The sequence below is a fragment of the Brevibacillus sp. Leaf182 genome, from assembly GCF_001423865.2.
GTDB lineage: Bacteria > Bacillota > Bacilli > Brevibacillales > Brevibacillaceae > Brevibacillus > Brevibacillus brevis_C.
In genome coordinates, this window is the sequence record NZ_LMPN02000031.1 from 40807 (window position 1) to 64095 (window position 23289).

26 protein-coding genes and 1 riboswitch are annotated in these 23289 nt (G+C 47.9%); of the genes, 19 read left to right on the forward strand and 7 right to left on the reverse strand.

The window, feature by feature from the left end; genetic code table 11:
* Nucleotides 1-62 precede the first annotated feature (62 nt).
* Nucleotides 63-182: riboswitch (SAM riboswitch) on the forward strand.
* Between the two features lie 94 nt (nucleotides 183-276).
* Nucleotides 277-1440 carry an aminotransferase class I/II-fold pyridoxal phosphate-dependent enzyme gene (locus tag ASG16_RS21640; RefSeq protein ID WP_056485943.1) on the forward strand — a complete coding sequence of 388 codons (1164 nt, stop codon included), beginning with the start codon at nucleotides 277-279 and terminating at the stop codon, nucleotides 1438-1440.
* Nucleotides 1437-2624 (forward strand): trans-sulfuration enzyme family protein, encoded by a 1188-nt coding sequence (locus ASG16_RS21645; RefSeq protein ID WP_056485946.1) that lies wholly within the window; start codon nucleotides 1437-1439, stop codon nucleotides 2622-2624. The genes ASG16_RS21640 and ASG16_RS21645 overlap by 4 nt, the downstream gene beginning before the upstream one ends.
* Before the next feature lie 24 nt (nucleotides 2625-2648).
* Here ASG16_RS21645 and ASG16_RS21650 read toward each other — a convergent pair whose 3' ends face one another.
* Nucleotides 2649-3251, reverse strand: a complete 603-nt coding sequence (locus ASG16_RS21650; protein WP_048033782.1) for a YhcN/YlaJ family sporulation lipoprotein — start codon at nucleotides 3249-3251, stop codon at nucleotides 2649-2651.
* A gap of 202 nt (nucleotides 3252-3453) precedes the next feature.
* Between ASG16_RS21650 and ASG16_RS21655 the strand changes: the two genes are divergently transcribed.
* Nucleotides 3454-4788, forward strand: coding sequence for a PhoH family protein (locus tag ASG16_RS21655; protein ID WP_056485949.1), 1335 nt, complete (start codon nucleotides 3454-3456; stop codon nucleotides 4786-4788).
* Between the two features lie 336 nt (nucleotides 4789-5124).
* On the opposite strand, the gene ASG16_RS21660 is transcribed toward ASG16_RS21655, so the two are convergent.
* The gene (locus ASG16_RS21660; RefSeq protein WP_056485952.1) at nucleotides 5125-5601 is read right to left on the reverse strand and encodes a DinB family protein; all 477 of its coding nucleotides are present in this window, start codon (nucleotides 5599-5601) and stop codon (nucleotides 5125-5127) included.
* A gap of 138 nt (nucleotides 5602-5739) precedes the next feature.
* On the opposite strand from ASG16_RS21660, the gene ASG16_RS21665 reads away from it, so the two are divergent.
* Nucleotides 5740-6186 carry a hypothetical protein gene (locus tag ASG16_RS21665; protein ID WP_056485954.1) on the forward strand — a complete coding sequence of 149 codons (447 nt, stop codon included), beginning with the start codon at nucleotides 5740-5742 and terminating at the stop codon, nucleotides 6184-6186.
* 82 nt (nucleotides 6187-6268) lie between these two features.
* Complete coding sequence (locus ASG16_RS21670) at nucleotides 6269-6808, forward strand: hypothetical protein (RefSeq protein WP_056485957.1); 540 nt, start codon at nucleotides 6269-6271, stop codon at nucleotides 6806-6808.
* Between the two features lie 52 nt (nucleotides 6809-6860).
* Here ASG16_RS21670 and ASG16_RS21675 read toward each other — a convergent pair whose 3' ends face one another.
* Nucleotides 6861-7361 (reverse strand): hypothetical protein, encoded by a 501-nt coding sequence (locus ASG16_RS21675; protein ID WP_056485960.1) that lies wholly within the window; start codon nucleotides 7359-7361, stop codon nucleotides 6861-6863.
* Between the two features lie 63 nt (nucleotides 7362-7424).
* On the opposite strand from ASG16_RS21675, the gene ASG16_RS21680 reads away from it, so the two are divergent.
* A complete protein-coding gene (locus ASG16_RS21680; protein ID WP_056485963.1) occupies nucleotides 7425-8072 on the forward strand; it encodes an MBL fold metallo-hydrolase in 648 nt (215 codons plus the stop codon).
* Nucleotides 8073-8165: 93 nt separating this feature from the next.
* Nucleotides 8166-9422: a CapA family protein gene (locus ASG16_RS21685; protein ID WP_056485966.1), complete on the forward strand. Its 1257-nt coding sequence runs from the start codon at nucleotides 8166-8168 to the stop codon at nucleotides 9420-9422.
* A 13-nt stretch (nucleotides 9423-9435) separates the two neighbouring features.
* On the opposite strand, the gene ASG16_RS21690 is transcribed toward ASG16_RS21685, so the two are convergent.
* Entirely contained in the window at nucleotides 9436-10509 is a 1074-nt protein-coding gene (locus ASG16_RS21690) for a hypothetical protein (RefSeq protein ID WP_056485969.1), read from the reverse strand.
* A gap of 93 nt (nucleotides 10510-10602) precedes the next feature.
* On the opposite strand from ASG16_RS21690, the gene ASG16_RS21695 reads away from it, so the two are divergent.
* Nucleotides 10603-11700 carry a class I SAM-dependent methyltransferase gene (locus ASG16_RS21695; protein WP_056485972.1) on the forward strand — a complete coding sequence of 366 codons (1098 nt, stop codon included), beginning with the start codon at nucleotides 10603-10605 and terminating at the stop codon, nucleotides 11698-11700.
* A gap of 47 nt (nucleotides 11701-11747) precedes the next feature.
* Here ASG16_RS21695 and ASG16_RS21700 read toward each other — a convergent pair whose 3' ends face one another.
* Complete coding sequence (locus tag ASG16_RS21700) at nucleotides 11748-12014, reverse strand: DUF2626 domain-containing protein (protein ID WP_007723294.1); 267 nt, start codon at nucleotides 12012-12014, stop codon at nucleotides 11748-11750.
* 137 nt (nucleotides 12015-12151) lie between these two features.
* A complete protein-coding gene (locus ASG16_RS21705) occupies nucleotides 12152-12850 on the reverse strand; it encodes a helix-turn-helix transcriptional regulator (protein ID WP_056485975.1) in 699 nt (232 codons plus the stop codon).
* A gap of 463 nt (nucleotides 12851-13313) precedes the next feature.
* Here ASG16_RS21705 and ASG16_RS21715 point away from each other — a divergent pair, with 463 nt between their 5' ends.
* The 3 genes from ASG16_RS21715 (at nucleotide 13314) to ASG16_RS21725 (ending at nucleotide 15326) form a co-directional block, all read left to right on the forward strand.
* The gene (locus tag ASG16_RS21715; RefSeq protein WP_016740704.1) at nucleotides 13314-13691 is read left to right on the forward strand and encodes a Spx/MgsR family RNA polymerase-binding regulatory protein; all 378 of its coding nucleotides are present in this window, start codon (nucleotides 13314-13316) and stop codon (nucleotides 13689-13691) included.
* Between the two features lie 88 nt (nucleotides 13692-13779).
* Nucleotides 13780-14547, forward strand: coding sequence for an enoyl-CoA hydratase/isomerase family protein (locus ASG16_RS21720; protein ID WP_056485978.1), 768 nt, complete (start codon nucleotides 13780-13782; stop codon nucleotides 14545-14547).
* Between the two features lie 137 nt (nucleotides 14548-14684).
* Nucleotides 14685-15326 (forward strand): RsfA family transcriptional regulator, encoded by a 642-nt coding sequence (locus ASG16_RS21725; RefSeq protein WP_056485981.1) that lies wholly within the window; start codon nucleotides 14685-14687, stop codon nucleotides 15324-15326.
* 86 nt (nucleotides 15327-15412) lie between these two features.
* Here ASG16_RS21725 and ASG16_RS21730 read toward each other — a convergent pair whose 3' ends face one another.
* Nucleotides 15413-15880 carry an N-acetyltransferase gene (locus tag ASG16_RS21730; RefSeq protein WP_048033769.1) on the reverse strand — a complete coding sequence of 156 codons (468 nt, stop codon included), beginning with the start codon at nucleotides 15878-15880 and terminating at the stop codon, nucleotides 15413-15415.
* A gap of 277 nt (nucleotides 15881-16157) precedes the next feature.
* On the opposite strand from ASG16_RS21730, the gene ASG16_RS21735 reads away from it, so the two are divergent.
* The 8 genes from ASG16_RS21735 to ASG16_RS21770 all read left to right on the forward strand — a co-directional run bounded on the left by ASG16_RS21735 (nucleotide 16158) and on the right by ASG16_RS21770 (nucleotide 23222).
* Entirely contained in the window at nucleotides 16158-17513 is a 1356-nt protein-coding gene (locus ASG16_RS21735) for an acetyl-CoA carboxylase biotin carboxylase subunit (protein ID WP_056485984.1), read from the forward strand.
* 34 nt (nucleotides 17514-17547) lie between these two features.
* Nucleotides 17548-17760, forward strand: a complete 213-nt coding sequence (locus tag ASG16_RS21740) for a biotin/lipoyl-containing protein (protein WP_056485987.1) — start codon at nucleotides 17548-17550, stop codon at nucleotides 17758-17760.
* Nucleotides 17761-17811: 51 nt separating this feature from the next.
* Nucleotides 17812-18711 (forward strand): hydroxymethylglutaryl-CoA lyase, encoded by a 900-nt coding sequence (locus ASG16_RS21745; protein WP_056485990.1) that lies wholly within the window; start codon nucleotides 17812-17814, stop codon nucleotides 18709-18711.
* A gap of 38 nt (nucleotides 18712-18749) precedes the next feature.
* The gene (locus ASG16_RS21750) at nucleotides 18750-19523 is read left to right on the forward strand and encodes an enoyl-CoA hydratase-related protein (RefSeq protein WP_056485993.1); all 774 of its coding nucleotides are present in this window, start codon (nucleotides 18750-18752) and stop codon (nucleotides 19521-19523) included.
* Nucleotides 19524-19540: 17 nt separating this feature from the next.
* Complete coding sequence (locus ASG16_RS21755) at nucleotides 19541-21079, forward strand: acyl-CoA carboxylase subunit beta (protein ID WP_056485996.1); 1539 nt, start codon at nucleotides 19541-19543, stop codon at nucleotides 21077-21079.
* Between the two features lie 172 nt (nucleotides 21080-21251).
* Nucleotides 21252-22217: a ketopantoate reductase family protein gene (locus ASG16_RS21760; protein WP_056485999.1), complete on the forward strand. Its 966-nt coding sequence runs from the start codon at nucleotides 21252-21254 to the stop codon at nucleotides 22215-22217.
* A complete protein-coding gene (locus tag ASG16_RS21765; protein WP_056486002.1) occupies nucleotides 22214-22612 on the forward strand; it encodes a DUF3397 domain-containing protein in 399 nt (132 codons plus the stop codon). The genes ASG16_RS21760 and ASG16_RS21765 overlap by 4 nt, the downstream gene beginning before the upstream one ends.
* A gap of 52 nt (nucleotides 22613-22664) precedes the next feature.
* A complete protein-coding gene (locus ASG16_RS21770; protein ID WP_007717657.1) occupies nucleotides 22665-23222 on the forward strand; it encodes a helix-turn-helix domain-containing protein in 558 nt (185 codons plus the stop codon).
* Nucleotides 23223-23289: the final 67 nt, after the last annotated feature.

The window sequence follows — 23289 nt, forward strand, 5'->3', positions numbered from 1 at the left end:
AATTGTTGACAAGAATCCTGCCGATCCTTTAGTATTAGGTTCAATCGAATTGAATAGCAATCTTCTTATCCAGAGCGGCGGAGGGACTGGCCCGATGATGCCCGGCAACCAATCACCTGTATATTAACAGGGAGATAATGGTGCTAATTCCTGCAGAGTTATCAAACTCTGAAAGATGAGAAGGATTTGCTTACGGCGACGTAAACAAAGCCTTCTTTCAGAGGAAAGAGGGCTTTTTTGATGCCCTCGTACACTATTGGAGGGAGAGAAACAGACATGAAATTGGAAACAAAGTTGATTCAGGCGGGAGTAGGCAGAGACGAAAAAACAGGGGCGGTGAGCTTTCCTGTTTACTATGCAACGGCTTATCGCCATCCTGCCTTGGGCCAGAGCACTGGATATGATTATACACGCACAGCTAATCCTACTCGCACCATATTGGAGGAGACCATCGCTGAAGCGGAATCAGGGGATGCAGGATTCGCTTGCGCCTCAGGAATGGCTGCTGTTCATACTGTCATGGGCTTGTTTTCCCAAGGGGATCATCTGATCGTTTCACTCGATCTGTACGGGGGAACCTATCGATTGTTCGAGCAAGTGCTCTCTCGCTACGGTCTGACGTTTTCATACGTGGATTTGCGTGACATAGGTGCACTCAAAAATGCGATTCTTCCAAATACAAAGGCCATCTTCGTTGAGACACCAACCAATCCGCTCATGCAGATTACCGATATTCGAGCAGTAACGCAATTGGCGAAGCAGCACGGGCTCCTCACGATTGTAGACAACACATTCTTAACCCCGTATTGTCAACGCCCACTAGAGCTTGGTGCAGATATCGTCTTACATAGTGCGACCAAGTATTTGGCAGGACATAATGATGTGCTGGCTGGACTCATCGTCACAAAGGGGGGAGAGTTGTCGGAAAAAATCCGGTTTTTGCACAATTCAATCGGTGCAGTGCTCGGACCACAAGATTGTTGGCTGCTCGTTCGCGGGATGAAAACATTGGCATTGCGGATGGAGCGCCATCAATCCAATGCCTTGATTGTAGCGGAAAAGCTGCGTGAGCATCCAGCAGTTGCGGAGGTGTTTTATCCAGGTCTGCCCGAGCATCCGGGGCATGAGATCCAGGTGAATCAAGCGACTGGGCATAGTGGGATGGTATCGTTCCGTGTACGTGATGCAGAGCAGGTGGGATTGTTTTTGCAAAATCTGCAAATTGTGTCCTTTGCCGAAAGTCTGGGTGGCGTCGAGTCATTGTGTACGTATCCGGCGACGCAGACTCACGCCGATATCCCGCAAGAAGTACGAGAGCATGTCGGTGTTTGTGATCGATTGTTGCGACTGTCGGTTGGCATCGAGCATCCAGATGATGTCGTAGCCGATTTGTTTCAGGCATTGAATGCTAGTTTGGTCGTAGGGGGGAGTGTACGATGAATTTTGCAACCAAGCTCCTCCACGGTTCAACTTGCATTGACCCGTTCACAGGTGCGTCGTCGGTTCCGATTTATCAGGCTTCCACGTTTCATCAGGCTGATATCGATCAGCCAGGTACATTTGATTATGCCAGATCAGGCAATCCGACCAGGCAGGCTTTGGAGGAAGCCATTGCGTCTCTGGAGGGAGGCGCACGCGGTTTCGCGTTCTCATCTGGCATGGCTGCCATTTCCAGCGTGTTCATGTTGTTTTCAGCTGGAGACCATGTTGTAGTGGCGGAAGATGTATACGGTGGCACGTTTCGGTTTTTGACAAAGGTATTGTCGAGAATGGGCATCTCCGTTACGTTCGTGGATGCAACAGATACAGAAGCCGTTCGTGCGGCCATTACACCGGCGACGAAAGGGGTATACCTGGAGAGTCCCTCCAATCCCACCTTAAAGGTGACAGACATTGCAGCAGTTTCTCGTATCGCAAAGGAGCACAACTTGCTCGTCATAGTCGATAATACGTTTCTTACCCCGTATTACCAGCGGCCATTAGAGCTTGGCGCGGATGTGGTCATTCATAGTGCAACGAAGTTTATCGGAGGGCATAGCGACGTCGTGGCAGGTCTGGCTGTAACCAGAGAGGCTGCGTTGGGGGAGCAGCTCTACTTTATCCAGAATGGCATGGGAGCGATTCTGGGTGTGCAGGATTGCTGGCTCGTGATGCGTGGGCTCAAAACATTGAAAGCCCGATTGGATGTGAGCACGAAAACAGCCGCAAGCTTGGCTGACTGGTTATCTTCGCATCCACAAGTAAGCGGAGTCTACTATACAGGACTGGCGGATCATCCCGGTCATTTGATTCAAACACAACAAGCGACGGGTCATGGGGCTGTTCTTTCTTTTGATGTAGGGAACCGCGAGCGAGCAAAAGCGTTGTTTGATCGCGTAAAATTGCCGATTGTGGCTGTCAGCCTCGGGGCAGTCGAAACGATTCTCTCGTACCCAGCTACGATGTCACATGCAGCGATGCCTGCTGAGGAAAGAGCAGCAAGGGGAATCACAGATGGTTTGATCAGGTTGTCAGCCGGTTTAGAGGATTTCGATGATTTAGTGGCAGATTTGAAGCAAGCTTTGGATCATTTACCATCTGAAACACCAGTCTATAAAGAAAAAGAGGTATTCTCCCGGGCTTAAATCCGGGGGGATACCTCTTTTCTGTTAAGGTGTTCCTGTACGATTTGCGTTGATCTTGTTTTGTCCTTGCGGCTCTTTGTGCATGCGTTTTTCTTTTACTTGAGAAGGGGTTTCTTCGCGAGGCTGCACACTGCGCGGCAGTTGGGGAATGATCCGACCTACGATATCTGCCAACTCTTCCGTGATTCCAGCAACAGGATGGCCGCGACGAATATCATCTCTCATTTCACGTAACCGCTGTACGATAGCAGGGTCTGCCGTTACGACAGCGTTCGCTCCTTGAGGGTCTTCTTTCAGTGCTTCCGCAACCGTATACTTAATGACGCCGACTTCTGGGCGATCCAGATTCGGGTCCACAGTGATACCGACTACGGCATATTTGCCCAAGACCACAGCAGTCGCGCTGTGTACCCTTTTCACACGTGTTGCCAATTGGACCAGACGGTCAGCGGTGGCTTGAGAAGATTGATTATAAGCAGGCTCAGGAGTCGTTTGCTGAACGCGTTGCGTATGAGTGGCATGCTTCGGCTGTGCAGCCTGATTCGCCGGTGGTTTATTTCCCGACATGCATGCTGTAAGCAACAAGCTAAAACCGAGGCAGCAGATCATGATCCGTTTCACAGGCATTCTCCCTTTCCCAGTATTGCCGTCCTTCGTGAGGAGGGCAGGGTTACAAGTATTTTGTTCTGGGCTGTCCATTTTCATTCTGCCAATGGGTCGTCTATCTCTGTCTACCTGAACATAGACTGTAGTACATCACGTCGCCGCACTTGAGCATCCCTCCAAAAATTGCATAGGGTATATAAGAAGGGTAATAGGAGGCGAGATTTTGAAGAAAATCTACGTACTGGACACCAACGTACTCCTGCAAGATCCAAGGGCGATGTTTTCTTTCGCTGACAATGAAATTGTCATACCAGCCGTCGTATTAGAAGAAATCGATTCCAAAAAGCGGTACATGGATGAAATTGGCCGCAATGCTCGGTACGTATCTCGGCTCTTTGACAGTTTTCGTGAGCTGGGGCAATTGCACACAGGCATTACCCTAGAAACAGGCGGGTTGTTTCGGGTAGAACTGAATCATTCCTCTTTCCACCGCCTTCAGAAACAATTTACGGAAATGAGTAATGACAACCGCATTTTGGCGGTCGCACTAAACTTACAGGAGGAGGAAAACGGAAAGCCACAGCCAAGACCAGTCATTTTGGTAAGTAAGGATGCTCTCATGAGAGTCAAGGCTGATGCATTGAATATTTCCGCAGAGGATTTTCTTTCGGATCGAGTTGTGGGAGAGTTCTCCAGTATTTACCCGGGGTATCAGAAGATGATGGTAGCGTCCGACATCATCAAGACTTACTACGCAACAAGAAAGCTGCAACTGGCCTCCTGTTTTCCACGCTATCGCTTTTACCCTCATCAATTTTTAGTGCTGAAGGACGAATGCAACCCATCAATTTCTGCGATTGGAAAAGTCGACCCGGACGGAAAAGTGTTAGAAATGCTTATTTCAGATGATGATCCGATTTGGGGCATCCGAGCCCGTAACGTGCAGCAACGGATGGCAACCGAATTGCTGTTACGTGATGATATTCCTTTAGTAACCATGACCGGTAAGGCCGGTACAGGAAAAACCTTGCTGGCATTAGCAGCGGGCCTGCTGCAAATCGAGGACCAGCAAAAATACAAAAAACTGTTAGTGGCAAGACCTATCGTTCCGCTTGGAAAAGACATCGGTTATTTGCCCGGCGAAAAAGAAGAAAAGCTTCGACCGTGGATGCAACCGATTTATGATAATTTGGAATATTTGTTTAACACAAAACGGCCAGGAGATCTGGATAAAATTTTGGCAGGCATGGGTAGTTTGCAGGTGGAAGCTTTGACGTATATACGGGGGCGGTCTATCCCCGAACAATTTATTATCATTGATGAAGCCCAAAACTTGACAAAGCATGAAGTGAAGACGATCCTGACGAGGGTCGGGGACGGCTCGAAAATCGTGCTAATGGGTGATCCTGAGCAGATCGATCATCCGTATCTGGATGAGAGCAACAACGGTTTAACCTACGTGGTAGAAGTATTTAAAGACCAAAAGCTGGCTGGACATATCCGCTTGGAAAAAGGCGAACGGAGTGTGCTCGCACAGTTGGCCGCAGATTTATTGTAAAGATGGATGTATGAAAAACTGCGAGGAGGTCATACTATTTTTGTCGAGCCCGATGATTCATGTAAGTAAACGGCGAAATGCCTTGCAGGAGGCGAAGATCCGTGGATAATCATGATCAAGCAATCGACGAAAGTCGTATGGAGATAAACCGATTCCTTTAGCTACTTTTCTCTACAATGGAGGTTGAAGAGCCAAAGAGAATAACCGGTAGAACCCCATAAGCAATTCGGGCTCGACAAGGACCGCTCCTCATTGGAGCGGTTTTCATTTTTTTGAGATTCGGAGGCAAAAAGAAAAACGCGGATAAAAAATTCCCGCGTTTTTGTCCAAATTTCCTTATTTAGTAGCTGCAATCGCATTTCGCAAAGACGAAATACATCCGATGTGCATACCTTCATGGAAAAGAGTGAAGACCATCATTTCCCCATAAGTATGCATAGTACCTCTGTCTCCTAGTTCAAACGGTTTTGGCAATGGATCATTCAAGCGGGAGTGCAATTCTTCTTTGATACGCACATGCTGTTCTTTTAGCTCGGCAGCTAAAGTCTCGAGGGAAGGTCCTTCTTTTTGCCAATCAGCAGGCTTGGTTCCTGGAGAGAACATGGCTGCGTAATACGGAGGACATTTCATTCCTTCTGGTCCGAAGAGCAAGTAATCTTGTGTCAGGAGAAGATGACCAATATTCCAGCGAATGTTGTTTTTAAAGCCATCTGGAACCACGTCTGCTTCTTCCTCGGTTATTTCCGTTAATTTCTTCAAAAACATTCCGCGAATCAAGTCGTACTGATTCCATACAAAAGAAAAGTCCTGCATAGCAATCCCTGCCCTTCCTCATATTTACATGCACCAACATGTTACCGCATAAACAGAAAAGGGGAAATATACAAACTGCAAAAAAATTTGCAAGTTGTCCCTCTAACTCCATACATATGTACAAAGGGGGGAAGAATGATGGTTACGTTGGATTCATCTATTTCTTTTTTGATTTATATAACAGCGGTGTCCAGCGCGGCAGCAGGCGTTACGGAAGCATTTAAATCAGTCATTCCCTTTTTGGCGACGGACTATGAGGCGAAAGAAAATTGCTGGGAGGATCAGTATCACGCAGCTCGATTGATGCACTACAAGCGTTTTTTCAATCTACTTATTTCCGTATTGGCTGCGGGTGTCATTTTTGGTATGCTCGGACTGGACCCGGCTCTTATTTTAACTGGTGCCCAATCAGCTTATGTAAAAAATTCGTGGCAGCTAGGAACCTGGATGTGGGGAATTGTTGCGGTGTTTGGCTCGCCTTTTTTCGCATCACTCCTCAAAATACTAGAGAGCTTCAAACAATCGGTGGACAGCAATCTGCCACCAAATCGACCTCGCCGCAAAGTCAGCGGAACACGAGAATAAGCTCGTCTCCCTAAGGTTGCCCGATGCTTGCCGGATACGCTAAGATAACCAAAAGAGCGGTAGTAAAGGTGGGCACAGGTGAATGATGTGGAAATGCTTGCGAATGACTGCGTTTTGGGTAGTATCAATAGTTGTTTTGGCGGCGTGTTCGATCCAGTCGGAACCAACTGCTGCATTTGACCCCGAAAATCAAAAGGAATACGGAGTAAACGGCGTCTATCTCGGGCAGAACATAAAAGAAGCGATGGATATTTTGAAACCGACAAAAGCTGATTTTATGGATATGGTGACAAGGCAAAGCTACACAGTAGAACAGATGGCGCAGGGTGCGGGAGATGCCGTGATGGGGATGCTGCTGGTGGATCAGACCCAGATGATGCTCAAAGTCCACAAAGGTGAATTGACATCGATCATGCTGGGAGGAGTACCCCGTGAGGACGCGCAAAAATTCAAAACATATCGAGGACTCGCCATGTTTGACAGTGCGGAGCAGTTAGAGAAGCTGTACGGCAAAGGAAAAGGCGAACAAGAAGTGGTATATGAAGGCAGCACATACACCGCCAATTTTGGTCTTGTGGACAATCAAGTTGCATGGTTCCGATTCGATCGTAAATCATCGTAAAAAGGAGAAGGGAGTTCGCTTATCAGGAACTCCCTTTTTGCATGTCATGGATTTATGTAGTCGGATGGAGCCAAACGAGCTTCACTTGATAAGCCTTCGCGATTCCCTCTGCCAGTGGTATCAAGCTTTGATCGATCAGGTAGGCTTCGGGTTGTTGTGTATTTTCGGGTATCACGCCTAGAACATGCTCGCGGAGTTGCTCCATGGCTGCCCACTGATCTTCAGATTGGAATGGAGCTCCGAGCGTTACGATGGCAACTTGATCTGCATATACATACAAATGTTCATTTTGGGAGACAAAACCGATATCATCGAGTTTTTCGATTGTGGTTGCTGACGGGAGCAGCAATAGAGGGAAGGCATCACCTAACATGTTGGACTTCTCCAAAATGGTTGCCAGCTTCTCCTGTTCAGCTTGATTCTCTACAATAAAAAGCAGTTTGTCCCGATCAAAGACATTGACATGATCTCCGATTTTATGTATGACTTGAGCATAGAAGCCAGGGAGCTTCCCGGCTGGTACATTCAGTTCAATTCCGTACATATGACGCATGTCATACCCCCATGTTTGCAAGCGTGTTTTTTCTATCGTATCAAAAAATCAAGGAGGTTTCCTATGACGAATCAAAATCTTGCCATTGAATCTTATGCATTGGGAGCATTTCAAACCAATGCGTATGTGCTGACTAATACCGATACCAATCAAACCATTGTGATTGATCCGGGCATGGAGCCAGATCAGTTGCTCCACGCCCTTGCGAATAAAAACGTCGTTGCCATTCTTTTGACGCATGCCCACTTGGATCATATCGGTGGTCTCAACCAAGTAAGAGAATTGACAAAAGCACCGGTTTACATTCATCCGCTGGAGCAGGAATGGCTCACAAACCCGGATCTCAACGGATCTCGACGCTGGAATCTACCTGAACTCATCGTATGTGAGCGAGCGGAGCACGAACTAGAGGATGGTCAGACTCTGGAACTGGCAGGTTTTCACATTCAGGTGCTTCATACGCCAGGTCATTCACCCGGCAGTTGTTCATTTGTAATTGGCCAGCATTGCTTCGGTGGCGACGTTCTGTTTAACCAGAGCATCGGGCGTACGGATCTCTTCGGAGGAGATTACGAGACACTGATGATCAGCATCCAAGACAAGCTGTTTGAGCTCGATGATGAAACCATTGTTTATCCAGGGCATGGTCCGAAGACGACGATCGACTACGAGAAAACGTACAATCCGTTTGTAACAGGCATGCTTCGCTAGTTACTTCATCATTCTTTATAAAGGTTGGGAGAGGATTTTGTCAGGTGGTGGAGAAAAGGAAGGGGTCACCATTTACTAAAGGAGCTATTCATTATGAAGCGAACATGGAAATGGGCACTCCTTCTCGTTATCGCCTGCACGAGTCTGGTTGGGTGTACGGCACCCGTCGCCCAAGCAGACAAGACAAATCAAGCTCCCAACGTGAAAGTGCCTGATCCCGAAACACCACCGCAGACAGCGCCCGATCAACAGGAGACACAACCTCCGACTTTGCCATCAAGATTTCCGGAACAGCGTATCTCCCTTCTCGCTGTTGGGGATATCATGATGCATCAGGAGCAGTTGGATGCCGTCTGGGACCCAGCGACGAAAAGCTATGATTTTAAACGTTTCTTCCCGAATGTCATTCCGATGTTCCGCGAGGCAGACTGGGTCATCGGCAATCTTGAGACAACGATGAGCGGCAGCGAGGCCAAATACTCAGGCTATCCGATGTTTAATTCGCCAGAGTCGCTAGCACATACGTTGAAGGAAATTGGATTCACTGCGGTATCGACAGCGAATAACCATTCGATGGACCGCAAAGAGCAAGGGGTTCTGCAAACGATCAAATATCTCGATGAAGCTGGTCTACCGCACACGGGAACGTTTGCGAGTCCCGAGGAACGAGATGAGCCCTTGCTGTTGACCAAGGACGGATTCACACTCGCCTTGCTAGCGTATACGTACGGGACGAATGGCATCGCAATTCCAGAGGGCAAGCCGTATCTGGTCAATCTGATTTCGCCTGAACTGATGAAAAAAGACATCGCACGGGCAAGAGAAAAAGGAGCCGATCTGGTTGCAGTGGCGCTTCATTTCGGAAATGAGTATCAGCGAATGCCCAGTCCTGAACAAATCAAGACCGCCGAGCAAGCTCTAACATTTGGAGCGGATTTGATTTTGGGTGCGCATCCACATGTGGTACAACCTTATGAATGGAAGACGGTTACCCTCGAAGATGGACGGCAACACAAAGGACTAATTACTTACTCTTTAGGCAATTTCATCTCTGCGCAGCGATGGGACTACAAGGATGTTGGCGCAATCCTGAAGCTAGTGCTGTACAAGAATGAGTCAGGAGAGGCTAGCATTGAAAGTGCTGAAATGATTCCGACCTACGTTCATTTTTATCGGAAAAATAACAAGCGCAACTATGTTATTTATCCGGTGTCAGAAACATTGGAGAAGCTGAAGCAGGGGCAGAAATATCCTACGCTGACGAAAGAAGCGATCCAATACATGACACAATTGCAGAAGGAAATGCCGGCTCATGTCAATAAGGTTGTCTCCAAGAAAAAAGCCAGCTAACGAATAGCTGGCTTTACTTCTTTCCGAATCCAAATGGAAGATTGAATTGTAATTGGAGTTTTAATTCTTCGTCCATCAGCGTGATGCCCTGTACTTGGATATTGGGGGAGATCAACTCCGGATAAAATCCGAGATCGTACGCTTCTTCCATTTCCTCCACGGTCGATTGAGGCAAGGCAAAGCCGTCAAAGTACAACTCGGTAATGTGGAATTTGAGATGGGTAGGAGAGACGAGCTCATAGTTACCAACGAGCTTTAGTTCCATCTGATCATACGTGCCTTCCACGGTCAGCTTGTTATCCTTAAAGGAGAAATGGGATTGTTTAAACAAGGCATCTTTCTCTATCAAAAAATTGTTGAAGTCAGTCTGGTTGATGGTCAGCGTATGCTTGAGGAGACCTTCCGACTGAATTCGATCCGGCGTCGCCAACTCGGGAACTTGAACCATGACCTGCGCGAGCATTCCGAAGAAGGTCTGGAAAGCGGGCAAACCACGTTTTTCCCAATCTAAAATCAAATGATTCATCATGGATTCCACAACCGTCGGGTCGTCCAGCTTTTGTACGTTTTTTTCTTTTTCAGCGGCAACGGCGAGCATCTCCGACAATTGAAGCTCGTATTTTTTTCGCAGTGTTTGAAGTTGGTCCAATCGATTTTTTTTGTCGGTTTGCATCGCGGTGAGCTTGGTGCGCTCAGTATGATAGGACTCTAGTCGAGACATGTCACGCTCGTACAAGATCTCGTAGAAGTCGTACATCAATAAGAACTGATTGAAATTTTCCGCATTTAATAGTAACGTCAGAAGATTAGTACGCTCGCCCATGTAATAGGCCCGCGCTACCTCACCGGCCCGGCGTTGTGTCGCTTCCATCACCAGCTTTTGCCGTTGCAAATCGAGATCCATTTGAGCGATTTCTCCGTATGTCCGCGTCTCTTCTTCCTTGAGTAAGGTGAGGGTTCGCTCCAGCTCTTTTTGTGTAAAATGCTGCTGCAGGATGAGCTGCTCCAAAGGAGTAGAAGGCTCTTCCTGGGCGAATACCGTCAGTGGACATACAAGCAGGAACAAGACGAGAAGAATTTTGCGCATGATTTCACCTTTTGCTTTTGCCTTTCCATATTGTATGCTTCTTTTCGTATTATAGCCTTATCTAGTTGAATTTGGATAGCAGGAGAAGAGCTTATGACGATGATCGAACTGATTCACGAGGAAATAGCAAGTCAACCAGGGAAAGCAATTACGTTCGCGCGCTTTATGGAGTTGGCTCTCTATCATGACACTTATGGATATTATATGGTCGAACAACCCAAAGTAGGCAAAGCGGGAGATTTTTATACGAGTGCATCGGTGCATCCTGTCTTTGCGGAAACAATCGCAGATGCAGTCTTGGCATTATGGGAGAAGGCGAATATCACTTCACCTGTGCTCGTTGAGATCGGTGGTGGAACCGGGGCCATTTGCCGTCACATGCTGGAGCGCATCCGTGAGAGCAAACCAGAGGTATACAAAGAGTTGACGGTCATATTAATAGAGGCGAGTCCGTATCACCGGAAAATGCAGCAGGAGGCGCTCCAGTGGCACGAGGGTCCGAAGCGTTGGTATTCTTCCGTGAATGAAGCTATCAAGCATGAGAAAATAGAAGGAGTTATTTTTTCGAATGAATGGCTGGACGCATTTCCCGTACATATTGTGGAGAAAACTAGATCGGGCTGGCAGGAAGTGTGGGTGCGTGTTGGCGAGGACGGGTTAGAAGAGTATCTGGGGGAGATGTCACCAGCGCTAGGGGAATATTTGCGCGGGCTGAACTTGAAGCTGCCAATCGGTATGCGGATGGAGATAAATATGGCGATGGAGCAAGCTGCACAAGAAGTTTCCAGCCTATTGAAAAAAGGGTTTGTCATCACGATTGATTACGGCGACCTGCAAGAAGAGCTTTACCATCCCAGTCGAAAAAACGGAACACTGATGTGCTACCATCGTCATCAGGCTCATACAAATCCGTATATCAACATAGGCGAACAAGACTTGACAACACATGTGAATTTTTCTGCGTGGAAGCAGTATGGAGAAAAGGCGGGTTTACGGGAAATAGACTATATGAGACAGGATCGGTTTTTGATGCGGAATGGCTTGCTTCATAAAGCGGTCGCGCATATGGATACAGACCCTTTCACGAGCGTTGCGATGAAACGGAATCGGGCAATTCAACAGTTGATTGATCCTGCTGGCTTGGGTGGACGTTTCTGGGTCATGGTCCAAGAGAAAAACACCCGGGAGTAAAAAAGAGGAGAATACAAAAAAGATGCTCAAGGCGAGCATCTTTTTTCTTACATGATCAATTGTAGCAAAGCGTGTTCTTGTGGACCAACAGGCATCACGAAGAATGTGTAATACGTGAATCCAACAAAAGACAGGAACATGAAGCCGAAGAAAATGTTTAGGTATACTCGTTCAGTCAGGTTCATGTAGCTCAGCGCTACGAAGAAAGCAGTTAAACTGAAGAAGATGAGCGCCATCGGGTACAATTCTGCCCAAAACGCCATCAACGCGATCACGATGGTCCAGAAACCAAGAACGCGATACATACGATCCATTTTTGTCCCCCCTTTTTGCCTCGACCGGTAAGATTTACAAGATTCCTCCCCCATTATATAGGACAGGTGAACACGTGTAAACGATAAAGGTATGACGGATTGTTGTCACCCGGGGAGGAGAGACTGGACTTGCGGTGCTAATACTGAATCACCGTATAGTTGCAGGATTGGCATCCGCGAATTTTGGAATCATCCTCACGTAATTCAATGTTCCCCAAGTACGTTTCGAATATTCCCATCAACAGAGCGTTATGCATCTGGCATACGGCATTCGGATATTTTTTTGCGCTATCAGAGAAGGTGCAGTTATTCACCCGAAAACGCAGCTTTCCTTCATCCATTGCTTCGATGTCTGGTTTCAATCCCTGAGCCACGACAATCCGATGGACTTGGTCCAATTTTTCTTCCATAGAGGCTATTTCTAAATTGATTCCGCTTTGGACAACCGCCCGTTTTGCCATCTCTGTTCCAATGCGATATCCCATTTTAATTAGAGCGGCTTCGCCAGCTTCGCCGAGCGAGAGCAGGCTTTCAATCGCGATATCTGCCAACAGCTGATAGTCACGAGGAGGGAATTGCAGACTCACAACCTGTTCAGACAGTGAGTACAACCGACTGGGACGTCCTCCCTTACCACTTTTGTCTGTAACAGCAGTGAGTAAATTCACGTCCTCTAACTTCGTCAAATGCAAGCGTGCCACATTAGGGTGGATAGAGAAATGATCAGCTATATCCTGAACCGTGATGGGATCTTTACTGTAGGCGACAAATTGGTAAATGGAAAAACGGGTGGGGTCAGCTAAAGCACTGGTTAACTTTTGCGCATCGTGGTCCATGCCGATACCCCTTTCTCAAAACAATCTCCATAAGATCAAATTCAAAAAGTCGTCTTTTCAGCACCGAGAAAGTGGTGAGAACCTGAAAAAGGAGGAGCGGAGTGTAGGGGACCTACATGAGCACCCGACTTTGAAGGTGAACGCCTCTTTCGATGTTGCCCAAGCTTTCAGGACTCGTTCGTGATCAAAAGACGACTTTTTGAACAATCTTCATAAGTGTATCCCATTTTGTGTTACTTGTTAAGGTAGCAGTGTGCTACAACAGCAGATCACACGAATTTTCATCTAGTTTTTAAATTAACTACTATTGACATAGTGTTAATGAAGCATTAAAATCCAAAGTAAGGAAGGAAATTTTATTGACTAACTTTTTGTAAGAGCTTGAACCAAACATCAAGAACTGCAAATGGTAAGACTTTTATAGATGAAATCATTCGTGATAGATGAGATGGAGGGGTAACCAATGGCCGTTGCTGAACGTACACAAACACAAAAATTGACGTTTTTCACTTATCCTAGCTGCACATCCTGTCGCAAAGCGAAGGCATGGCTGGCAGAAAACGGAGTGAATTACGAAGAGCGTCACTTGTTCAAAAATCCACCGACAGCAGAAGAACTGCTTGATATTATTAAAATGACTTCAAATGGCCTGGATGAGATCCTGTCGACGAGAAGTCAGCGTTTTAAAAACCTGGATGTCGATATTAATGATATGTCGGTGAAGGAACTGCTCGAAATGCTTAGCGAAGAGCCACAGCTTTTGAAGCGTCCGATTCTGACTGACGGTGAAAACCTGATCGTCGGATTCAATTCTTCCGCCATGAAAAATCTACTGTCCTAATGAAGAGGGGGGAAAAGACCTCCTCTTTTTTGTTTGTCCATCGAAAGGTAAAATAAAGCCACAAGCTGATAAAAAGGTGGGAGTTCTTATGGAGACCTTGCTTTTGCAAAAACAGGACGGTATCGCCACGATCACATTAAATCGACCGCATGTACATAATGCGATCAGCGTGGAGCTGGTTGATGAACTGCATCAGGTCTTGCAAGATTGCCAAGCCGATCCTGAGGTCAAGGTTCTGATTGTCACGGGGACAGGGAGAAGCTTTGTTTCCGGAGGCGATCTGAATCAGTTTATTGCAGCGCGCGGCTTTGAACAGGCGCATCCTTTGCTTAGTAAAGTAACGGGGCTTTTGTCCGCCATTGATCAGTATTCCAAACCGGTGATTGCCATGATTAACGGTGCAGCGGTCGGAGGTGGCTGTGAGTTTGCGGGCGCGTGTCATTTTCGTTTTGCCACTGACCGGGCGACTTTCGGGTTTGTACAAATTAGCATGCATATTACGACAGGCTGGGGTGGAGGAAGTCGGCTGTTGGACTTGCTGCCAGAGTCAAAAGCACTCGCACTCCTTTTGACAGGTGACAGATTGCGTGCAGAGGAAGCCAAGTCCTACGGTTTTGTTGACGAAATATACACAGAAGAGGAGTTGCATGAGGAAGTAGATCGTTTCGCTCGAAAAATCGCTGCCCAGCCACTAGCTGGCATTGAGGCGTACATGAAGGTCTTGCAATGGAAGCGTATGGGCCTTCCGCAAGAAGAACGAATTCGGCGCGAAGTGAGTCAATGTGCGCATCTTTGGGGTAGCCCTGAACATGTCGCCGTAGTGGAAAGCTTCCTGACAAAGCGCTCCACATCGTGATCGATGTAGTCCTTTTCGTTTAAACATTTATTTGCTTGGACATACTTTTTCTAGTAGAAAGCGATTCTACAAGAGTAGGGAAAAGCATAGGATGAATTACATCATCCTTTTTAAAGGTAACGGGAGGGACTCATAATATGGTAGCTTCCAGACAAGACGCATGGACCGAAGATGACGATCTAGTGTTGGCGGAAGTCACCTTGCGCCACATACGCGAAGGCGGCACACAGCTTGCTGCATTTGAAGAAGTGGGTCAAAGGTTAGGAAGGACAGCAGCTGCGTGCGGCTTCCGCTGGAACAGTTGCGTGCGCAAACGGTACGATGCGGCCATTTCGATTGCGAAAAGCCAAAGGCAGCAGTTGAAAAAGCTCGGGAGGATTCAAGCACCGCCTCCTGTGGTGGCTGAGGTCGAGGTCGTCACGTTGCACACCAAACGCTCTGAGCCACCGGTAGCAGAGGTGCAAAAGTACGCGGATGTAGAGGAGCAGCAGATTGAAGCAGTCATTCGCATGCTCGTCAATCAAAAAGAAATGACTCGTCGTTTGCGACAATTGGAACAAGAGTTGGAAGGAAAAGAATTGGAGTTAAAAGAATTGAAAGAAGCCCATGAACGCGCTAGAAAAGAGCTGGATCAGGTTCAGGGTGTCAATGATGACTACCGTGCCTTGGTACAGATCATGGAACGTGCACGCAAGCTTGCTTTTTTACAGGAAGAGGATTCCAACAAAGCGATCTTCAAAATGGATGAAAACGGAAACTTGGAGCGCGTAGAAAAATAAGCAGAAAGCATGAAAAAAGAAGCGGACAATAATCCGCTTCTTTTTGTTTACGCATTCATTTGTCATTCGTGTTGAGAAAGGGAGAGCTAGTCTTGCAGCTCTACGCTCTCTGGCAACCATACGTACGGGTTTTCACCACGGTCACGCATGAGGTTGTATTTCACAGGCGTGAAGCCCATTTTCAACCAAAAATCGTCTGCGCGACAGCGGGAGTTGGTTTTAATAGGAGCTCCAAAGCTCTTCGCGTGGTTGACCAAAGCAGTTCCGTAATCTTTGTGACGGTAGTCGGGCAGGACTTCGAGCTTCCACAGCTCATAATAGTCTTGCGCAGGTTGGAAGTAACGGTCGTATTTCCCGTCAATTTTGTAGAGGCTCATACGTGCTACCAGAAGATCGTTATCATAAATACCGTAAAATGGAGATTCCGAATCGTTTTCCACGATGTTCGCCTCCAGGTCTTCCTTCATAGAAAGCTCCTCCAGGCCAAATTCGCGAAACTTCTGGAATTCCTCCAGTGTCTTATAGTTGATTTGCAAACGTCTTACTTCAAACATGGTTAGCCACTCCTCTCACAGCTCTTTGCCTTGGCCACCTTTTGGCCCCGCCCCTTTATTATACACGATGATTGGCTTTTCCGAAGTGTTTTTCTTTTTTTCTTGGAGGGTTTGTCAGGAAATGATTTCGCTTCCTTGGAAAAATTTAAAATTTCATCCTAGAACTATGATCATTCTCGTGGCAAAATAGAAAGTAGCATCACATGATACAAACCAGGCAAACAATTTGGAAGCGCTTACGGTTGTGGTCGGTTTGTCTAAAGAGGGGAGCGTTGCCATGAATAAGGTATTAATCGCAAACCGTGGTGAAATTGCCAGACGAATTATCCGTACATGCAAGGCAAGAGGAGTGGCTACGGTTGCTGTCTATTCGGATGCAGACAAGGATCTGCCGTTTGTTCGTGAAGCAGATGAGTCCGTCCATATTGGTCCACCACCTGTGCCACACAGCTACCTGAACGTAGAGGCCATTCTTGCAGCAGCGAAAAGCACCGGTGCCGATGCCATTCATCCAGGCTACGGTCTTTTGTCAGAAAACGAATCTTTTGCCCGCCGCGTTCTGGAGGAAGGTATTCTATTCATTGGTCCGACCCCTGAGGTCATCGGTCAAATGGGTGACAAGCTGACTGCCCGCCATATTATGGAGGCTGCCGGAGTACCAGTCGTTCCAGGGTGCGAACAGGCAATCGATTCTCCAGATGAAGCAGCGGTCATCGCGATGTCCATCGGATATCCCGTAATGCTCAAGGCCAGTGCTGGCGGCGGAGGAATCGGGATGCACATTTGTCGGGACGAGGCCGAGTTGCGCCAAGCCTACCAATCGGCGAAAGGTCGCGCAAAAGCGTATTTTGGTAACGATGCGATGTACATGGAGAAATACGTAGAACGTCCTCGCCACATCGAAGTGCAGGTCGTTGCCGATCAGCATGGAAACGTCATCCACTTATTAGAACGGGAATGCTCCATACAGCGCAGACATCAAAAGGTGCTCGAAGAAAGCCCTTCGCCCTTTTTGGACACAGCAACGAGAGAGCTTCTGTGCAATGCAGCGGTTACAGCAGCGAAAGCAGTGGGCTACTCGGGAGTTGGAACGGTTGAGTTTATCGTAGATGAGCAAAAAAACTTTTACTTCTTGGAAATGAATACACGCTTGCAAGTAGAGCATCCCGTGACGGAAGAAATGACGGGTATTGACCTCGTATTGCTCCAACTGGACATTGCCGATGGTCACCCGCTGTCGATCAAGCAAGAGGACGTCAAGGCTCTGCGCCACGCGATTGAACTGCGTGTCTATGCGGAAGACCCTGTCACCTTCCTGCCATCTCCAGGGACGATTACGTTGTACCAGCCACCTGCATTCGAACATGTACGAATTGATGATGGGGTAGAGACAGGTACACAGGTGACTCCTTTTTACGACCCGATGATTGCAAAGGTGATTGTATCTGGGGCGACAAGAGAAGAGGCTGTACAGCAGGCGCAGAACGCTATGCATCATTTTCTGATTACTGGCATTAAAACAAACATTCCGTTTTTGCAAGAAGTATTGCAGGACGAACAATTCCGAGCAGGTAACTATACGACATGGTTCGTTACTGAGCGCGGAGCTGCGTCAAGCACGGAAAAACGCTAAGCGAAAAAAATGATATGTAAGGGAGAGACCATCCATGAAACAAGTAGTAGCCAATATGGCAGGAACTGTTATTAATGTCCTGGTGCAGCCAGGTGACGAGATCACGGAAGGACAAGACGTCCTTGTACTGGAATCGATGAAAATGGAAGTTCCTGTACAGGCTCAAGCCTCAGGAAAAGTTGTGGAAGTAAAGGCGAACATTGGCGATTTTGTCAACGATGGCGATATCATTGTCGTTTTGGAATAGGATTAGAATACTTCTAAACTGAGCGACCGCTAGGTGAGGAGGTGACTTGTTGTGCGTGTGCAAATCGTGGAGGTCGGTCCTCGTGACGGGCTGCAAAATGAGAGCGCGATCGTTCCGGCAGCAGCAAAAATCGCGTTGATTCATAAGCTGATGGCAGCAGGCTTGAAGCGAATAGAAGCAAGTTCGTTTGTGAATCCGAAATGGATACCGCAATTGGCGGATGCAGATGAGGTCTTGCAGGGGATCAATCGCAGTCAAGAGGTAACGCTTAGCGCATTGGTTCCAAATATTCGCGGTCTGGAGCGGGCGCGCCAATGCGGACTGACAGAGATTGCCCTGTTCATGTCTGCCTCTGAAACGCATAATCAAAAAAACATCAATAAACGGATAGAAGACACATTTCCAATCCTGCGGGAGGTTGCCCAGGAAGCGCTGGCTCTCGGGATGAAAGTTCGCGGATATATCTCAGCTGTGTTCGGTTGTCCGTACGAGGGAAACGTACCGCTGGACAATAGCCGCAGGGTGACAGAGGCTCTTTTGGAAATGGGAGTGTACGAGATTTCTCTCGGGGATACGATAGGGGTTGCAACGCCGAAGCAGGTTCATGAGGTTTTTAGAGAGCTTGTGAAAGATGTTACGAACGAGCGCTTAGCCGCCCATTTCCACGATACGAGAGGAACTGGATTGGCGAACGTAGCAGCAGCGCTAGATGAAGGAATCCGGATCTTTGACAGCTCAATCGGCGGCCTTGGCGGATGCCCGTATGCCCCAGGAGCTGCAGGCAACATTTCGACTGAAGATTTGGTCTACATGTTGCATGGAATGGACTATGAAACGGGCGTCGATCTCGAGAAGTTGATTGAGGCTGGTGCGTATATTGGGCAGCAGTTGGGCAAAGAGCTCCCCTCAAAAGTGCTGCGGGCATCACTCGCAAGCAAACCAGATGGATGATCTGTATGTCCCACACATTCGCAAAGAGGGGGTAGAAGATGACGGTTTCCCTGCAAAGAGAGGGTGCAATTGGCGTACTAACGCTGCAACGGCCAGAAGTTTTTAACTGCCTCAATCTTGAAACGCTCGTGACACTGCGGGGCTTGATCAGTGAAATCAGCCATGATCGTGACCTTAGGACGGTTATTGTTACAGGTGCTGGTGACAAGGCGTTTTGCTCTGGGGCGGATTTAAGAGAGCGGCGCTCCATGTCACCACAACAGGTTGATGTCTATATCCAAACGATTCGGGATACGTTCACAGAGCTGGAAAAGTTACCAAAACCAGTCATCGCGGCGATTAACGGGCTGGCACTGGGGGGCGGTACAGAATTGGCGTTGGCATGCGATCTGAGGATCATGAGTGAACACGCCCAGATGGGTTTAACGGAGACATCGCTCGGGATTATTCCGGGTGCTGGCGGAACACAGCGTTTGCCTCGACTGGTTGGAAAAGGCGTCGCCAAGGAACTGATTTTTACGGCAAGGCGTGTATTTCCGGAAGAGGCACTGTCTATTGGGTTGATCAATCGGATTGTTCCCGCTGATCAGCTCATGGCGACAGCCATTTCTATGGCCGAGCAAATTTCAGCGAATGCTCCACTTGCCCTAGCCCAAGCCAAGTTTGCCATCGATTGTGGAGTGGAAGTCGAGCTAGCTAGTGGACTTCAAATTGAGAGCAACGCGTACAAACTGCTCATCCCGACGAAAGACCGCCTAGAAGGACTCGCAGCCTTTCAAGAAAAACGAAAACCGATATACCGCGGAGAGTGACGAGGGGGATTACGCTGATGACCAAACATTTGGAAGACACATTGCACGAAAAAATTGCCCAAGTAGTGCAAGGGGGCGATGCCAAGTATCATGACAAGCTCAAGGAGCAAAGCAAGCTATTCGTCCGCGATCGCCTCAAGCTATTGTTCGATGACGAGTTCATGGTTGAGGATGGTTTGTTCGCGAATGTCATGGCAGGTGATCTGCCAGCGGATGGAGTCGTGACCGCAATCGGCAAGGTAAATGGTCAAACTGTCTGCGTGATGGCCAATGATTCGACAGTGAAAGCAGGGTCTTGGGGATCGCGAACCGTCGAAAAAATCATTCGCATTCAAGAGACGGCTGAAAAAATGCGTGTTCCTCTTCTCTATCTTGTCGATTCAGCAGGAGCCCGTATCACTGATCAATTGGAGATGTTCCCAGGCCGACGGGGGGCTGGGCGAATCTTTTACAATCAAGTGAAGCTTTCCGGCAAAATTCCACAAGTGTGCATTTTGTTTGGACCATCTGCTGCTGGTGGCGCTTATATCCCGGCTTTTTGTGACATTGTCATCATGGTCGACAAGAACGCGAGCATGTACTTGGGCTCTCCGCGTATGGCGGAAATGGTGATTGGAGAAAAAGTGAGCCTGGAAGAGTTGGGCGGCGCACGCATGCATTGCTCCGTCAGCGGATGCGGCGACGTGCTGGCTGCCAATGAAGAAGAAGCGATTCAAGCAGCTCGTAGCTATCTGCGTTTCTTCCCGGCGAACTATACGTTGACGCCGCCGACTACACTGGCGAAGGCCCCTGTGCCTACAGCAAAGGAAATCACGAGCATCGTGCCAGAGAACCAAAATGCGGCTTTCAATATGCATGATGTGATTGCAGCATTGGTCGACGAGGATTCGTTCTTTGAAATCAAAAAATTATTTGCCCAAGAGCTGATTACAGGCTTGGCGAGACTAGATGGCAAGCCTGTCGGTATCATTGCCAACCAACCGCGTGTGAAGGGAGGAGTCCTGTTTGTCGATTCGGCTGACAAGGCGGCTCGATTCATCACGTTGTGCGATGCGTTTTCGATCCCACTTCTGTTCCTTGCTGATGTTCCTGGCTTTATGATCGGGACAGCAGTAGAGCGGGCAGGTATCATCAGACACGGGGCCAAAATGATCTCCGCCATGGCGGAAGCCACGGTACCGAAAATATCTGTAATCGTCCGCAAAGCGTATGGGGCCGGCTTATATGCAATGGCCAGCGCTGCGTTTGAACCAGATGCTTGCCTCGCACTGCCTGGTGCCCAAATCGCCGTAATGGGTCCAGAAGCAGCGGTCAACGCCGTCTACAGCAACAAAATTCAGGCGATTGAGGACCCGGCAGAGCGTCAAGCGTTTATTCAGGAAAAACGCAGAGAGTATCAGGAAGATATCGATCTGTACTTACTGGCATCCAACTTGATTGTTGATGCTGTTGTGCCTCCAAGTGAGCTGAGAAGAGAATTAATCCAGCGCTACGAGGTTTACAAGGAAAAGCGTCACGTTTTTTCAGACAGAAAGCATGCAGTTTATCCCGTATAAATCAGGGTTCAGGCTGTCGTCAAAAGGCGATAGCCTGATTTTTTTTACAGAAAATGTGTAAGAACCAAGGAATATTTCGATAATTTCGATCTTTTTTTGTGGCAATCAATTGAACAATCCCGAAAACTCTGTTATTCTTGAAAAATAAGCATTGATTAATGTGGGTGAACAAATGCTGCTAGAACAAAGGACGTGTCAGGTGGTAGTCATAGGTGGAGGGTCTGTCGGGCTGCTGTATGCAGCAAGGCTCGCACTTGCTGGACAACCTGTTACGATTGTTACACGCAGTTCACTCCAGGCGAATCAGCTAAATGAACGCGGGCTCAGCTTTCAAAAGCTGAATGGCGAAACAGTCACTGTTCCCGTCACCGCCAGCTCCATTGAAGAAGGATTGCCTGAAGGGAATCTGTATCTGTTAACTGTAAAGCAGCCAGATTTGCACAGCTTGCTCCCAGCCTTACAAAGGGTAGACCTTGGGGCAAGAGTGATCGCTTTGCAAAATGGCATGGGTCATTACGAATTGCTTCGAACCGTTTTAACGGAGACACAGTGCTTCTTTGCGATTAATACGGAAGGAGCAAGGAGATTGTCGCCTACAGAAGTCGTGCATACCGGTACAGGTACTTTGCGCGTAGGTTCTTGGGAGACTTCTGATTGCAGTGATCCACTGATTCGCTCATTTGTCGAGTGGGCGTTATCAACAGGCATGGAGGCTGTCTATGAAAAGACAATACAGCCCTTCGCTTGGCGCAAGCTCATCGCAAATGCGCTGATCAATCCGTTAACCGCGCTTTTTGAAATCCCAAATGGTGCTCTCCTCGAAAATTCACATACGCAACAGCTCATGCGTGCTTTATTTGTGGAAGCAGCTACAGTGGCTGCGTATGCCGGACAAAAAATCGAGGATGCAGACTTGCAGGAAATTGTCTCCATTTGCCGAAATACTTCCCGTAATCTTTCCTCCATGCTGCAGGATATAAAGAAGCGCAGACCGACGGAAGTGCAGTCTATCAACGGCTATCTCGTCCAAGTAGGACAAATGGCCGGGATCCCCACTCCGCTGCACGAAACCTTGCTTCGCGTTATCCTTCTTAAGTCAGACATGGGAATACGGAAGGAGGGAGGCGACAGTAGATGACCTTTTTGGCGAATGTCTGGGCCTATTTGTGGGGGACGCTGACGGTTGTGCCGTTTCTCGGATTTCCGATCGTTTATTTCATCTTGTATGGAATGACGCGGAACAAGAAATTGGCAGGCCGCTTCGCGATAAATATCACGAATCTTTTGGTGATTCGTTCTGCCGTTTCCGCTTACGAACTGATCTGGCCAGAGGCTTTTTCCGCTTGGTGGTGGGTATTCTGCTTTTACCTGGTGGTAATCGTGCTCCTTGGGTGGGTACAGATGAAGTGGAAGGGACGGCTCTCCCTCAAAAAGGTAGGATTTTCGGCTTGGCGGTTGTCGTTTCTCTGGTTTGGAATCGTCTACATAGTGCTGTTTACGACCGGAATTATCAAAACGATGGGTGTCGTGTAAAGCACTGTTGATACATATCGTATTTATTCCGATAAGAAAGAAGGTTGGAACTATGCGACTTCCCATCGAGACCATCGGTCATAAGATTCGAATGATTCGGAAAGAACGTGGCTTTACCTTGGAAATTATGGCAGGCAAGACAGGGTTAAGCAAAGGTCTGCTGAGCCAGGTAGAGCGTGGAATTTCGCAGCCGTCGCTGGATTCGCTGTGGAAAATCACCAAAGCTCTGGAGTCACCGATTATTCATTTTTTCGAAGATATTGATCAAAAGCAGGTGCATGTGACTCGCTTGCAAAAACGCAGACAACTGGTCTTTCCTGAATCGACGGGCACTTATTCGCTACTCTCGATGGGAGGTAGTGCCAAGCTGGGGATGCTAGAAGTGCGACTGATGCCTGGAGAAATGGCTGTCGACAAGTTCGTGCAGTCAGAGGGAGAAGAGTGCTTCACGGTCATTACTGGTAGTGTGACAGCGCGCTTCAACGATGAAGAGCATGTATTGGAAGCAGGAGACAGTATTTCATTTGACAGCAGCAAAACACACTCAATCGAAAATACAGGAGAAACGGAAGCTTTGTTAATCTGGTCCGTCACCCCTCCGCAATTTTAATGCAAGCGCGAACAAGCCTGTATTACACTTTGACAACCCATTAAAGTGGGTTGTCTTGTTTTTTGTG

Coding starts and splice junctions, on each gene's coding strand:
- ASG16_RS21640 (WP_056485943.1), top strand. CDS start 277: ATGAAATTGGAAACAAAGTTGATTCAGGCGGGAGTAGGCAGAGACGAA.
- ASG16_RS21645 (WP_056485946.1), top strand. CDS start 1,437: ATGAATTTTGCAACCAAGCTCCTCCACGGTTCAACTTGCATTGACCCG.
- ASG16_RS21650 (WP_048033782.1), bottom strand. CDS start 3,251: ATGCCTGTGAAACGGATCATGATCTGCTGCCTCGGTTTTAGCTTGTTG.
- ASG16_RS21660 (WP_056485952.1), bottom strand. CDS start 5,601: ATGCAGGACTTTTCTTTTGTATGGAATCAGTACGACTTGATTCGCGGA.
- ASG16_RS21665 (WP_056485954.1), top strand. CDS start 5,740: ATGGTTACGTTGGATTCATCTATTTCTTTTTTGATTTATATAACAGCG.
- ASG16_RS21670 (WP_056485957.1), top strand. CDS start 6,269: ATGATGTGGAAATGCTTGCGAATGACTGCGTTTTGGGTAGTATCAATA.
- ASG16_RS21675 (WP_056485960.1), bottom strand. CDS start 7,361: ATGCGTCATATGTACGGAATTGAACTGAATGTACCAGCCGGGAAGCTC.
- ASG16_RS21680 (WP_056485963.1), top strand. CDS start 7,425: ATGACGAATCAAAATCTTGCCATTGAATCTTATGCATTGGGAGCATTT.
- ASG16_RS21685 (WP_056485966.1), top strand. CDS start 8,166: ATGAAGCGAACATGGAAATGGGCACTCCTTCTCGTTATCGCCTGCACG.
- ASG16_RS21690 (WP_056485969.1), bottom strand. CDS start 10,509: ATGCGCAAAATTCTTCTCGTCTTGTTCCTGCTTGTATGTCCACTGACG.
- ASG16_RS21695 (WP_056485972.1), top strand. CDS start 10,603: ATGACGATGATCGAACTGATTCACGAGGAAATAGCAAGTCAACCAGGG.
- ASG16_RS21700 (WP_007723294.1), bottom strand. CDS start 12,014: ATGGATCGTATGTATCGCGTTCTTGGTTTCTGGACCATCGTGATCGCG.
- ASG16_RS21705 (WP_056485975.1), bottom strand. CDS start 12,850: ATGGACCACGATGCGCAAAAGTTAACCAGTGCTTTAGCTGACCCCACC.
- ASG16_RS21715 (WP_016740704.1), top strand. CDS start 13,314: ATGGCCGTTGCTGAACGTACACAAACACAAAAATTGACGTTTTTCACT.
- ASG16_RS21720 (WP_056485978.1), top strand. CDS start 13,780: ATGGAGACCTTGCTTTTGCAAAAACAGGACGGTATCGCCACGATCACA.
- ASG16_RS21725 (WP_056485981.1), top strand. CDS start 14,685: ATGGTAGCTTCCAGACAAGACGCATGGACCGAAGATGACGATCTAGTG.
- ASG16_RS21730 (WP_048033769.1), bottom strand. CDS start 15,880: ATGTTTGAAGTAAGACGTTTGCAAATCAACTATAAGACACTGGAGGAA.
- ASG16_RS21735 (WP_056485984.1), top strand. CDS start 16,158: ATGAATAAGGTATTAATCGCAAACCGTGGTGAAATTGCCAGACGAATT.
- ASG16_RS21740 (WP_056485987.1), top strand. CDS start 17,548: ATGAAACAAGTAGTAGCCAATATGGCAGGAACTGTTATTAATGTCCTG.
- ASG16_RS21750 (WP_056485993.1), top strand. CDS start 18,750: ATGACGGTTTCCCTGCAAAGAGAGGGTGCAATTGGCGTACTAACGCTG.
- ASG16_RS21755 (WP_056485996.1), top strand. CDS start 19,541: ATGACCAAACATTTGGAAGACACATTGCACGAAAAAATTGCCCAAGTA.
- ASG16_RS21760 (WP_056485999.1), top strand. CDS start 21,252: ATGCTGCTAGAACAAAGGACGTGTCAGGTGGTAGTCATAGGTGGAGGG.
- ASG16_RS21765 (WP_056486002.1), top strand. CDS start 22,214: ATGACCTTTTTGGCGAATGTCTGGGCCTATTTGTGGGGGACGCTGACG.
- ASG16_RS21770 (WP_007717657.1), top strand. CDS start 22,665: ATGCGACTTCCCATCGAGACCATCGGTCATAAGATTCGAATGATTCGG.